Here is an 11,545-nt window from a genome sequence, read left to right as displayed (position 1 = left end):
GATCTAGTGAGCGGCGGTATCCCAGCTGCGGCCGTAGCCGACCGACACCTCGAGCGGCACGTCCAGCGGATAGGCATTGCCCATCTGCTCGCGGACCAGGGCATCGACCGTCTCCCGCTCCCCCTCGGCGACCTCGAAGAGCAGTTCATCGTGCACCTGGAGCAGCATCCGTGACTTGAGTCCCGCCTCCTTGAGCGCGGTGTCGACGTTGATCATCGCGACCTTGATGATGTCGGCCGCGCTGCCCTGGATCGGCGCGTTGAGCGCCGCACGCTCGGCGGCCTCGCGGACGTTGCGGTTGCTGCTGTCCAATTCGGGTAGATAACGCCGCCTGCCGAACACCGTCGAGGTGTAGCCGTCCTTGCGCGCCTGGTCCACGACGTTGCGCAGGTAGTCGCGCACCCCGCCGAACCGGTCGAAGTACTGCTCCATCTGCACCTTGGCCTCTTCGGTGGAGATCTTGAGCTGGGCGGCCAGCCCGTAGGCGCTCAGCCCGTAGGCCAGCCCGTAGGACATCGCCTTGACGCGGCGCCGCAACTCGGCGTTGACCTCGTCGATCGGCACCGAGAACGCGCGTGATGCGACGAAGGAGTGCAGGTCCTCTCCGGTATTGAAAGCTTCGATCAGGCCCTCGTCCTGGGACAGATGCGCCATGATGCGCATCTCGATCTGGCTGTAGTCCGCGGTCATCAGCTCCGCGAAACCCTTGCCCACCACGAAGGCGTCGCGGATCCGGCGGCCGGCATCGGTGCGGATGGGGATGTTCTGCAGGTTGGGCTCGGTCGACGACAACCGTCCGGTGGCCGCGATCGTCTGGTTGAAGGTGGTGTGAATGCGGCCGTCGGACGCCACCGAGTTGAGCAGCCCGTCCACGGTGACCTTCAACCGCGTGGCGTCGCGGTGGGTCAGCAGATGCTGCAGGAACGGGTGGCCGGTCTTGTCGAACAATGACTGCAGTGCGTCGGCATCCGTCGTGTAGCCGGTCTTCGTGCGCTTGGTCTTGGGCATCTCGAGCTCGTCGAACAGCACCACCTGCAGCTGCTTTGGCGAGCCGAGGTTGATCTGCTTGCCGATCACCGCATACGCCGCCTCGGCCGCGTCGCGGATGTGGTCGGCGAACTCGCTCTGCAGCCGGCCGAGTTGCTCGAGATCCACCGCGATGCCCACGGTCTCCATCTCGGCCAGCACCCGCTGCACGGGCAACTCCATGTTGCTGAGCAGTGCCAGGGAGTCGATGCGCGCGAGTTCCTCGTCGAGCGCGTCGGCGAGGTCCATCACGGCGCTGGCCCGCAGTATCACGGTCTGCACGGCCTGGTCGTCAACGCCGTCACTGTCGTCGAGCAGCGAAAGTTGTTGCTGCTCAGGGTTTTCAGCGCGCAGTTCACGCTTCAGATAACGCAGCGAGAGGTCGTCGAGCGTGAAGCTGCGCTGGCCGGGCCGGACCAGGTAGGCCGCCAGTGCCGTGTCGGAGGTGACGCCCGCGAGCTTCCATCCGCGGCCCTCGAGGTCGTGCATCGCCAGCTTGGCCTCGTGAAGGGCCTTCGGCGGGCCGGGGTCGGCAAGCCACGAGGCCAGGGCGGCCTCGTCGTCCTCGGTCAAGGTGGCGGTGTCGATGTAGCGTCCGTCCCCGTCGGCGGCGACGATGCCCAACGCCGTCGCGTCCGCGTCGAAGGCCAGATGTGTGCCGACGACGGCCAGCCCGAACCGCTTGCCCGAGCTGTGCTCGGCCAGCCACGCGGCCAGCTCCCCCGGCTCCAGGGCCCGCCCGCGCACGTCGAAGCCCTGGTCGACCTCGGGATCCGCTGAGGCCAGCGTGTCGAACAGCCGATCGCGCAGGACGCGGAACTCCAAATCGTCGAACAGCCGGTGGATCTGGTCGCGGTCCCACGGCTGCATGCGCAGGGTGTCGGGGGTCTGGGGCAGCGGGACGTCCCTGACCAGATCGGTCAGTTCCCGGTTGAGCACGACGCTGGACAGGTTGGCCCGCAACGCGTCGCCGACCTTGCCCTTGACCGTGTCGACGTTGTCGACCAGCGCCTGCAGCGAGCCGAACTCCGCGATCCACTTGGTCGCCGTCTTCTCTCCGACCCCGGGGATGCCGGGCAGGTTGTCGCTGGGGTCGCCGCGCAGGGCCGCGAAGTCCGGGTACTGCTGCGGGGTCAGCCCGTACTTCTCCTGCACCGCCTCCGGCGTGAACCGGGTCAGCTCGCTGACGCCCTTGCGGGGATACAGCACCGTGACGTCATCGCTGACCAACTGCAGCGAGTCGCGGTCGCCGGTGACCACGAGAACCCGGTAGCCGCCCTGCTCGGCCTGCGTGGCCAGCGTGGCGATGATGTCGTCGGCCTCGAAGCCGGGCTCGGCGAGCACCGTGATGCCCAGCGCGCCGAGCACCTCCTTGGTGATGTCGATCTGGCCGCGGAACTCGTCGGGTGTCGACGAGCGACCCGCCTTGTACTCGGGGTACTTGTCGACGCGAAACGTCTGGCGCGACACGTCGAACGCGGCGGCGATGTGGCTCGGTTGCTCGTCGCGCAGCAGGTTGATCAGCATGGCGGTGAACCCGTACACCGCGTTGGTGGTGAGTCCGCCCTGTGTCTTGAAGTTCTCGGCGGGCAGTGCGTAGAACGCCCGGTATGCCAGTGAATTGCCATCGAGCAACATCAATGTCGGCTTCTGATCGGTCGACTGGGGCGCCGTCTTCTTGCCGGTGGCGGTGGTGGCAGGGCTCACGGCCCTAACTCTAGGCACCGCCGCCGACATCGACCCCACCCGCGGCCGTTGTGCCCACGTCCCACTGAACTGGAACACGTTTCAGTTCTGCCCCGCGACTCGGTACTCTGAGCGGGTGTCAGCTTCCACTCAGCCCGCGATCGACGGTTGGTTCGCCACCGACGGGTCCGGAGCGCCCTACCTGATCGGCGGCAAGTGCCACCAGTGCGGCACCTATGTGTTCCCGCCCCGCGCCAACAACTGCCCCAACCCGGCCTGCGACGGTGACGAACTAGCGCAGGTGGCGCTGTCGCGGCGGGGAACCCTGTGGAGCTACACCGAGAACCGGTACGCTCCCCCGCCGCCGTATCCGGCGCCGGATCCCTTCGAGCCCTTCGCTGTTGCCGCGGTGCAGCTCGCCGACGAGGGGCTGATCGTGCTCGGCAAGGTCGTCGAGGGAACGTTGGCCGCCGACCTGAAGGTCGGTATGGAGATGGAACTGACCACGATGTCCTTGTTCGTCGACGACGAGGGCGTCGAACGTGTCGTCTACGCATGGAGGGTCGCGGAATGAGTCCCGAACCGCTGTACATCCTCGGCGCCGGCATGCACCCGTGGGGAAAGTGGGGCCGCGACTTCACCGAGTACGGCGTGGTGGCCGCACGGGCGGCGCTGGCCGAGGCGGGTCTGGACTGGCGACAGATCCAGCTCGTCGCGGGAGCCGACACGATCCGCAACGGCTACCCCGGTTTCGTCGCCGGCTCTACGTTCGCCCAGAAGCTGGGCTGGAACGGTGTGCCCGTGTCGTCGAGTTACGCCGCGTGCGCCAGCGGCTCGCAGGCACTGCAGAGCGCCCGGGCCCACATCCTCGCGGGATTCTGCGACGTAGCGCTGGTGATCGGCGCCGACACCACCCCGAAGGGTTTCTTCGCCCCGGTCGGCGGTGAGCGCAAGAACGATCCCGACTGGCAACGCTTCCACCTCATCGGCGCCACCAACACCGTCTACTTCGCGCTGCTGGCGCGCCGGCGCATGGACCTCTACGGGGCCACGCTGGAGGATTTCGCCGCGGTGAAGGTGAAGAATGCCAAGCACGGATTGGACAACCCGAACGCGCGCTACCGCAAGGAAGCCACGATCGACGATGTCCTGGCCAGCCCGGTAGTCTCCGATCCCCTTCGGCTGCTTGATATCTGCGCGACATCGGATGGCGCGGCCGCTCTGGTGGTGGCGAGCAAGTCCTTCGCCGAGAAGCATCTGGGCTCCGTCGAGGGGACTCCGTCTGTCCGCGCCATCAGCACGGTGACACCGCAGTATCCGCAGCATCTGCCCGAATTGCCGGACATCGCAACGGATTCCACGGCGGTGGTGGATGCGCCCGAGCGGGTGTTCAAGGACCAGATCCTCGACGCCGCCTACGCCGAAGCCGGTATCGGGCCCGAGGACCTGAGCCTCGCCGAGGTCTACGACCTGTCGACCGCGCTCGAACTCGACTGGTATGAGCACCTGGGTCTGTGCCAAAGGGGCGAGGCCGAACAACTGCTGCGCAGCGGGGCCACGGCGATCGGCGGGAAGATCCCGGTCAACGCGTCCGGCGGCCTGGCCTGCTTCGGCGAAGCCATTCCGGCACAGGCCATTGCGCAGGTGTGTGAGTTGACCTGGCAGCTGAAGGGCCAGGCGACCGGCCGCCAGGTCGAGGGCGCCACGGTGGGGGTCACCGCCAACCAGGGGCTGTTCGGGCACGGCTCGTCCGTGATTGTTGCTCGCTAGGCAGTTCGAACCCTACGGCCCCTCCTACTGGGGCGCCATCACCGTGTTCGCGGTCGGCGTGGTCGTGCTGGTGTGGACGGGTCGCAGACAGACCGACGGCCAGGCGCAGCGATGGGGCCGCGCGCTCGGCGGGCTGACCGCGCTGATCTACGGCGCGATCGTGATCTACAACCTGCTGCCACCGACGCTGGCCGGTTCGGTGCCGCTTCAGCTCACCGACCTGGCGACCGTCGTCGCCGCCTACGCCCTGTGGTCGCGACGGCAATGGGCGTACGCACTCACCTATTACTGGGGTCTCGTGCTGAGCGTGCAGGCGCTGATCTCACCGGTGTTGCGGGGTCCCGACTTTCCGCACTATCGCTTTCTGGCCTTCTACGCGATCCACCTGCTCGTGGTGTGGGCGGCGATCTATCTGACGTGGGGCCGCCGTATGCGGCCCGACTGGCGCGACTACCGACTGGCGGTGACGGTCACCAGCGTGTGGGCCCTGGTGACCGTCGTGTTCAACAGGGTCGCCGACACCAATTACGGCTTCACGAACCACAAGCCGGACACCGCGTCGGCGTTGGACTTCCTGGGGCCGTGGCCGGTGTACATCGTGAGCACCGCGGCCGTGGTCTTCGCCGTGTGGGCCTTGATGACATGGCCCTGGGTGCGGCGATGATCGTCGTCGTCCGGGTCAAGCCCGGCAGCGCGAAAGGCCCGCTGGTGGAGGTCGACGATACCGGCGAACTGACGGTGTACGTGCGTGAGCGGGCCGTCGACGGCAAAGCCACCAAGGCCGTGATCCAGCTCCTCGCATCGCATTTCGGAGTAGCACCCTCGCGGATCGGCTTGGTATCGGGGGCCGCATCGCGGGTCAAGCGCTTCACAATCGAGCGTTGAGCGCACTGTCACCGCGTCGCGAACGTGCGCAATCGCAGGGATTTCCGCGGCGTGTCGAGGACAGACACGCACGCTCGCGCAACGAGAGGGGGGATGTGATCAGGCGACGCCGAGGTAGGCGGCACGAATGCTGTCGTCGGCCAACAACTCTCGGGCATCGCCGGTACGGGTCACCTCACCGGTCTCGAGGATGTAGGCCCGGTCCGACCGGCTCAACGCCTGCTGGGCATTCTGCTCCACCAGTAACACCGTGGTGCCCTGGGCGTTGATCTCCGCGATGATCCTGAAGATCTGCGAGATGACCATCGGCGCCAGGCCCATGGACGGCTCGTCGAGCAGCAGCACCCGCGGCCGGGCCATCAACGCGCGGCCGATCGCGAGCATCTGCTGCTCACCACCGGACAGCGTGCCGCCGACCTGATTGCGGCGTTCGGCCAGCCGCGGAAACGTCTCCAGAATCCAGTCGAGTCGTTCCCTGTGTTCGGACCGTGAGGCGAATTTTCGTCCATAGCAGCCCATTTCGAGGTTCTCGACAACCGTCATGCCCGGGAACACCCCGCGTCCCTCGGGCGCCTGCACCAGCCCCTGGATCACGCGTTGGTGGGCCTTGACCTTGCTGACGTCGCGACCCTCGAACCAGATCGAGCCCGCCGTCAGGGGCAGCAGGCCCGAGATGGCGCGCATGGTGGTCGTCTTACCGGCGCCGTTCGAGCCGAGGAGGGTGACCAGCTCACCCTCGTGAACCTTCAGCGAAATACCGTGCAGTGCACGGATTCGCCCGTATTGCACGACGATGTCGCGTAACTCGAGGATGACGGGCCGTTCGGATGTCTCATTCGACTGCGTCATCGGGCACCCCCAGATAGGCGGCGATGACCTTCGGGTCCTCGCGGATCTCGGAAGGTAGTCCGTCGGCGATCTTGCGCCCGAACTCCAGAACCACGATGCGATCGGTCACGCCCATCACCAGCCTCATGTCGTGTTCGATCAGCAGGACCGTGTAGCCGTCGTCGCGGATTTTCTGGATCAACTCGATCAGGGAGGCCTTCTCGCGCGGGTTGAACCCGGCCGCCGGTTCGTCCAGACACAGCAGTTTCGGTTCGGTGGCCAGCGCGCGTGCGATCTCCAATCGGCGTTGATCCCCGTACGGAAGGTTCTTCGCCTTCTCCCCGCCGCGGTGCGCGATCCCCACGAAATGCAGCAGTGCGGCCGACCTTTCGATCGCCGAGCGTTCCTCGCGGCGGTGGCGCGGCGAGCGGATCAGTGCGCCGGGAACCGAGGTGAAGTGCCGGGCGTCGGTGCCGACCATGACGTTCTCCAGAGCCGTCATCTCGCCCCACAACCGGATGTTCTGGAAGGTGCGGGCGATACCGCGGCGGGTGATCTGGTGTCGTTTGATCCGGCCCAACGGCGCGCCATCGAACGTGACCGTTCCCGACGTAGGGCGGTAGACCCCGGTGATCGCGTTGAAGCACGTGGTCTTACCCGCCCCGTTCGGCCCGATCATGCCGAGGATCTCACCGCGGCGGATGTCGAACGACACCGAGTCCAACGCCGTCAGCCCACCGAACTTCATCGTCAGATCGGTTGTCCGCAAGAGGACTTCACCTTCGGCGGCCTGGATCTCGCGGTGAACGCCGGCCAGCTCTTCGATGGTCATCGCGCCGACTCCTTCTCCGGCGAGCGCAGCAGGTCGCGCGCGGCCTTACCGTAGGCCAGCAACTGCGCGCGTGCCGGGAACAGGCCCTGCGGCCGGAAGATCATCAACATCACCAACGCCAGCCCGAAGAACAGGTACTTCAGGTCACCGAGGTTGATGCCCAGGAACTCCACACCCAGTAGCCGGTTCGGCAGGTAGACGATGACGAACGCGCCGACCACCACGCCGAGTTTGTTGCCCTGCCCGCCGAGCACCACCGCGCACAGGAACAGCATCGAGTTGATGATGTTGAACGTCGGCGGCGCCACGAACTGCACCTGGCCGGCGTACAGCGCGCCCGACAGGCCGCCGATCGCCGCACCGATGACGAAGGCCCACAGTTTGAAGCGGAACGTGTTGACGCCCATGACTTCCGCGGCGTCCTCGTCCTCGCGGACCGCGATCCAGGCGCGTCCGACGCGGCTGCGTTCGAGGTTGCCGACCAGGATCAGGATTCCGATCATCAGCACGATGCCCAGCCAGAACCACCACGTCCCGTAGTTCGCGTCGCCCGCGGAGTTGCCGCTCGAGAAGACGCCGTCGGGCACGCGTTCGCTCGCACCCACCCGTGGGTAGGCGACCTCGTTCAGGCCGCGGGGCCCGTTGGTCACCTCCGAGAGGTTGTCGGCCATCAAGCGGATGATCTCGCCGAAACCGAGCGTGACGATCGCCAGATAGTCGCCGCGCAACCTCAGCGTCGGTGTGCCCAGGATGAGGCCCGTCAGCGCGGTGATGGCCATCGCCAGCGGCACACAGGCCAGCCACGCCCAGTCCTCGTTGAACCATCCCGTGGCGCCCATCTTGTTCCACGGGCTGTTCGGACTGGTCAGCAGCGCAACGGTGTACGCACCCACGGCGTAGAACCCGACGTAACCGAGGTCGAGCAGGCCTGCCTGACCGACCACGACGTTGAGGCCGATCGCGATGATCGCGACCATCGCGAACTGCGCCATGGTGCCGCCGAAGCTGATGTTCGGCGTGTTGAGCAACGGTGGCGGAAACAGCGGCAGCAGCGCGACCAGGCCGAAGGCGATCACCCCGAAGCCCCACTTCTGTACGCGGGAAAGCCCGTCCCACCAACGACGCAGCGCGTCGCCGGGTGCCAAGACCTTCTCGCCGACCCTCATGCTCGCGCCTTCCCCAGGCTTTCGCCGAGTATCCCCGTCGGCCGGAAAAACAGAACCAGAACCAGCAGCACGAAAGCCACGACGTCACGCCACTGGGTCCCGAACACGGCCTGCCCGTAGTTCTCCATGATGCCGAGCAGCAGGCCGCCCAGCAGGGCGCCGCGCAGGTTGCCGATGCCGCCGAGAACCGCGGCCGAGAACGCCTTGATGCCGAGCAGGAAACCGCCGGAGTAGATGATGCCCTGCGGCACTTTCAGCGTGTACAGCAGCGCGGCCGCCCCGGCCAGCAGGCCACCGATCAAGAACGTCATCATGATGATGCGTTCGCGCGAGACGCCCATCAGCGTCGCGGTGTCCGGGTCCTGAGCCACCGCCCGGATCCCGCGTCCGAATTTGGTTTGGTTGATCGTCAGGTCGGTCATCAGCGCGAGGACCAGCGCCGCGCCGACGATGATCAGGGTGATGTTGGAGACCGCCGAACCGAACACCGTGAACTGAGTTTCGGGTGCGACGAGCCGGATCGGTTGCTGCGCATTGGATCCGCCGTAGCCGTCGATGATCTTCGGCAGGATGAAGTGCACGAACTCCTGCAGCACGAACGACATTCCGATCGCGGTGATGAGAAACGACAGTCGGTCGGCCTTGCGTCGCCGCAGCGGCCGATAGGCCACCGCCTCCAGGCCGACCGCCGTGGCGCCGGACACCGCCATCGCGAACAGCATGGCGATACCGAGGTACAGCACCGTCAGCGCGATGCCTTTGTTGTAAGTGTTACCGCTGGGCGTGAAACCCAGGATCATGTCGAGGCAGAAGTACGCCCCGAACATGCCGAACATGAACACTTCCGAATGTGCGAAGTTGATCAGCTTCAGCACGCCGTAGACCAGCGTGTAGCCCACGGCAACCAACGCATAGATCGCGCCCCACGACAGCCCGTCGATCGTCAACTGCCAGAAGCCGTCTCGCAACCCGTCCAGGTTGAAGCTGATGTTCGCGGCCAAACAGGTGTACTGGTCGACGCACTCGGGTGGGATCCCGGTCATCCGGTGGCGGCTCCTCGCGGGGACAGGCCTCTAGCGAAAACGCGTCCGAGCCTTGCGGTCTCGGACGCGTTCGCCTCAGCGGCTATTGGACTTTGTAGATCCAGATCAAGCTGGTGGTCAACTCACCGTTCGGGGTCCACTGGTACTGCCGGGCCACGCCGCGACCGTCGTAGTTGCGGACGAAGTCGAGCAGCGCGGGACGGGTGATGGCGCCCGAGTCGATGCCCTTCAGCAGGATGGTGCCCAGGTCGTAGCCCTCGCTGCTGTACGTGCCGGGTTCCTGGTTGAATTTCTTGGTGTACTCGTCGGCGAAGCTGCCGGTGGCCGGGCCGCACGGGCACGACAGCACGGCGTCCTTGGACGCGTCGCCGGCCTGCTTGACGAACTCGGGGTCCTTGGTGCCGTCGGCGCTGGCGAAGGTCCCTTCGTAGCCGCCGTCCCGCAGCTGCTGCACGAACGGTGCGGCCTCGGCGTAGTAGCCGCTGAAGAACACCGAGTCCGGATTGGCACCCTTGATCTGGGTCACCGCCGCCGAGAAGTCCTTGTCGCCCTTCTTGACCGAGATGTTGCAGGACGAGTCGGCCACCGGGCCCAGCGTCTCGCGGACGGTCTGCGCCAGCCCCAGGCCGTAGTCCGTGCTGTCGTCGACGACGCAGACCTTCTTGTGGCCGAGGGTGTTCTTCAGGTAGTTGGCCACCGACGGGCCCTGCACGCCGTCGTTGCCCAGACCGCGGAAGAAGGTCCGCCAGCCCTTGTCGGACAGCGTCACGTTGGTCGCCGAGGCGGTGGCGGCGACGAGACCGGCCTGATTGAAGACGTCGCCGGTGGCCATGGTCTCACCGGAGAAGGCGGGACCGATCAGGCCGATGGTGAACGCGTCGTTGATGATCTGCGGCGCGATCTGGGTGGCCTTCTGCGGGTCGCCCTCGGTGTCGAAGGTCTTCAACTGGACCTGGCACCCGGGGTTCGCGGCGTTGTGCTTGTCCACGGCGAGCTGGATGCCGTTCTTGATGTTGATGCCCAGTGCCGCGTCGGGGCCGTTGAGCGCCCCGGCCATCGCCAGCGACACCGGCGGGCACTGCGCGTTGCCGTCCCCGGCGGGGTCGGCCGGCGCGGCACCCTCGTCGGCCTTGACCTCGGCACCGTTCTCGTCGATCTGGATCTGTTCGACGATCTTCAGATCGGTCTGCGCCTCACCGCCCTCGGTCGGCTCGGCCTGTTGGCAGCCAGCTATGCCGAGCACAACCAGGCCTGCGCTACTGATAGCAAATGCTTTCCGTGCCACGCGACCGCGCACGCTTCACCTCCGGGTCGTTGTGTTTGTCGGCTCCGGCGCCTCAGCCCGGTGGGCGGGGGCGGCGACGTTCCGGGAAGACCATAGCCAACGCTCGGCGCTGGTGCGTGGTGTTGAACCACGCGTCGCGGCCGTCGCGGTCAAACCACGCCATCGGAAACGCAGTTTTTACGGGGTGCCATGTCGGCGGTTAACTCGGTTCCGGCGCATCGCTCGGCGCGTCGAGGGTTTCGAGCACCACTTCGGCGACGCGCTTCATGGTGGTGCGCCGGTCCATCGCGGCGCGTTGGATCCACTTGAACGCCTCGGGTTCGGTCATCCCCTGGTTGGTCTGCAGCAAACCCTTGGCCCGTTCGACCAGCTTGCGCGTCTCCAACCGGTCCGACAGCGTGGCCACTTCCTGCTCCAGCGCGGCGATCTCCCCGAAGCGGCTCACCGCGACCTCGATGGCCGGGATGAGGTCGGTGACGGTGAAGGGTTTGACCAGATAGGCCATGGCGCCCGCATCCCTGGCACGTTCGACCAGCTCCCGTTGGCTGAACGCGGTCAGGATGACGATCGGCGCGATGCGCTTGCCGGCGATCTCGGCGGCGGCGTCGATGCCGTCGCGCCGGGGCATCTTGACGTCCATGATCACGAGGTCGGGTTTGAGGCTCTCGGCGAGATCGACCGCCTCCTGTCCGTCGCCGGCCTCGCCGACGATCTCGTAGCCCTCTTCGCGGAGCATCTCGGCCAAGTCCATCCGGATGAGCGCTTCGTCCTCGGCGACGAGAACACGGCGGCCCTTCACGGCCTCGGGTGGTGCCCCAGCAGCGGTTGCCATGGAAACCATTGTGGCGGTAGCAGTGCCGTTCAGCGAGTTCGGGGCATCATCTAAGGTGGTAAGCCGCGCACCAGAGCCGTACGACGACCAGAGCCCTCGTAGCCCAATTGGCAGAGGCACACGACTCAAAATCGTGACAGTGTGAGTTCGAGTCTCACCGAGGGCACCGAGAATCAGCAGGTCGAGACCGTT

At 66.3% G+C, this 11,545-nt stretch carries 11 protein-coding genes and 1 tRNA gene; 5 read left to right on the top strand and 7 right to left on the bottom strand.

Features of this window, described 5'->3' with window-relative positions:
- Positions 1 to 3: 3 nt before the first annotated feature.
- A complete protein-coding gene (polA, locus tag AU197_RS24400) occupies positions 4 to 2,664 on the bottom strand; it encodes a DNA polymerase I (protein WP_197415650.1) in 2,661 nt (886 codons plus the stop codon).
- Between the two features lie 184 nt (positions 2,665 to 2,848).
- On the opposite strand from polA, the gene AU197_RS24395 reads away from it, so the two are divergent.
- Genes AU197_RS24395 through AU197_RS24380 form a run of 4 tightly spaced genes read left to right on the top strand, consistent with a single transcriptional unit; the run spans position 2,849 to position 5,367 of the window.
- Positions 2,849 to 3,286 carry a Zn-ribbon domain-containing OB-fold protein gene (locus AU197_RS24395; RefSeq protein WP_064406276.1) on the top strand — a complete coding sequence of 146 codons (438 nt, stop codon included), beginning with the start codon at positions 2,849 to 2,851 and terminating at the stop codon, positions 3,284 to 3,286.
- Positions 3,268 to 4,482 (top strand): lipid-transfer protein, encoded by a 1,215-nt coding sequence (locus AU197_RS24390; protein WP_502687904.1) that lies wholly within the window; start codon positions 3,268 to 3,270, stop codon positions 4,480 to 4,482. Before AU197_RS24395 ends, AU197_RS24390 begins: the two co-directional genes overlap by 19 nt.
- Entirely contained in the window at positions 4,472 to 5,146 is a 675-nt protein-coding gene (locus AU197_RS24385) for a YwaF family protein (RefSeq protein ID WP_064406272.1), read from the top strand. Before AU197_RS24390 ends, AU197_RS24385 begins: the two co-directional genes overlap by 11 nt.
- Positions 5,143 to 5,367 carry a DUF167 domain-containing protein gene (locus AU197_RS24380; protein ID WP_064406435.1) on the top strand — a complete coding sequence of 75 codons (225 nt, stop codon included), beginning with the start codon at positions 5,143 to 5,145 and terminating at the stop codon, positions 5,365 to 5,367. The genes AU197_RS24385 and AU197_RS24380 overlap by 4 nt, the downstream gene beginning before the upstream one ends.
- A gap of 99 nt (positions 5,368 to 5,466) precedes the next feature.
- Here the strand turns inward: AU197_RS24380 and AU197_RS24375 are convergent, their stop codons facing one another.
- The 6 genes from AU197_RS24375 to AU197_RS24350 form a co-directional block, all read right to left on the bottom strand.
- The gene (locus AU197_RS24375) at positions 5,467 to 6,216 is read right to left on the bottom strand and encodes an ABC transporter ATP-binding protein (protein ID WP_064406270.1); all 750 of its coding nucleotides are present in this window, start codon (positions 6,214 to 6,216) and stop codon (positions 5,467 to 5,469) included.
- Positions 6,200 to 7,027 (bottom strand): ABC transporter ATP-binding protein, encoded by an 828-nt coding sequence (locus AU197_RS24370; RefSeq protein WP_064406268.1) that lies wholly within the window; start codon positions 7,025 to 7,027, stop codon positions 6,200 to 6,202. Before AU197_RS24370 ends, AU197_RS24375 begins: the two co-directional genes overlap by 17 nt.
- Positions 7,024 to 8,193, bottom strand: a complete 1,170-nt coding sequence (locus AU197_RS24365; RefSeq protein ID WP_064406267.1) for a branched-chain amino acid ABC transporter permease — start codon at positions 8,191 to 8,193, stop codon at positions 7,024 to 7,026. Before AU197_RS24365 ends, AU197_RS24370 begins: the two co-directional genes overlap by 4 nt.
- Entirely contained in the window at positions 8,190 to 9,236 is a 1,047-nt protein-coding gene (locus AU197_RS24360; RefSeq protein WP_064406265.1) for a branched-chain amino acid ABC transporter permease, read from the bottom strand. The genes AU197_RS24365 and AU197_RS24360 overlap by 4 nt, the downstream gene beginning before the upstream one ends.
- Before the next feature lie 82 nt (positions 9,237 to 9,318).
- Entirely contained in the window at positions 9,319 to 10,533 is a 1,215-nt protein-coding gene (locus AU197_RS24355) for a branched-chain amino acid ABC transporter substrate-binding protein (protein ID WP_064406264.1), read from the bottom strand.
- A gap of 187 nt (positions 10,534 to 10,720) precedes the next feature.
- Complete coding sequence (locus AU197_RS24350; RefSeq protein WP_064406262.1) at positions 10,721 to 11,353, bottom strand: ANTAR domain-containing response regulator; 633 nt, start codon at positions 11,351 to 11,353, stop codon at positions 10,721 to 10,723.
- 92 nt (positions 11,354 to 11,445) lie between these two features.
- Between AU197_RS24350 and AU197_RS24345 the strand changes: the two genes are divergently transcribed.
- Positions 11,446 to 11,519, top strand: a tRNA-Leu gene (locus AU197_RS24345).
- Positions 11,520 to 11,545: the final 26 nt, after the last annotated feature.

The sequence above is a fragment of the Mycobacterium sp. IS-1590 genome (assembly GCF_001500025.1).
Taxonomy (GTDB): domain Bacteria; phylum Actinomycetota; class Actinomycetes; order Mycobacteriales; family Mycobacteriaceae; genus Mycobacterium.
The sequence above is the reverse complement of the archived record's forward strand: the minus strand, read 5'-3'. Positions and strand labels throughout refer to the sequence as shown.

What these genes read in the sequence shown, in the direction of transcription:
- AU197_RS24365 (WP_064406267.1), bottom strand. Translation starts at nt 8,193, where the DNA reads ATGAGGGTCGGCGAGAAGGTCTTGGCACCCGGCGACGCGCTGCGTCGT.
- AU197_RS24360 (WP_064406265.1), bottom strand. Translation starts at nt 9,236, where the DNA reads ATGACCGGGATCCCACCCGAGTGCGTCGACCAGTACACCTGTTTGGCC.
- AU197_RS24390 (WP_502687904.1), top strand. Translation starts at nt 3,268, where the DNA reads ATGGAGGGTCGCGGAATGAGTCCCGAACCGCTGTACATCCTCGGCGCC.
- AU197_RS24380 (WP_064406435.1), top strand. Translation starts at nt 5,143, where the DNA reads ATGATCGTCGTCGTCCGGGTCAAGCCCGGCAGCGCGAAAGGCCCGCTG.
- polA (WP_197415650.1), bottom strand. Translation starts at nt 2,664, where the DNA reads ATGTTGCTCGATGGCAATTCACTGGCATACCGGGCGTTCTACGCACTG.
- AU197_RS24370 (WP_064406268.1), bottom strand. Translation starts at nt 7,027, where the DNA reads ATGACCATCGAAGAGCTGGCCGGCGTTCACCGCGAGATCCAGGCCGCC.
- AU197_RS24350 (WP_064406262.1), bottom strand. Translation starts at nt 11,353, where the DNA reads ATGGCAACCGCTGCTGGGGCACCACCCGAGGCCGTGAAGGGCCGCCGT.
- AU197_RS24375 (WP_064406270.1), bottom strand. Translation starts at nt 6,216, where the DNA reads ATGACGCAGTCGAATGAGACATCCGAACGGCCCGTCATCCTCGAGTTA.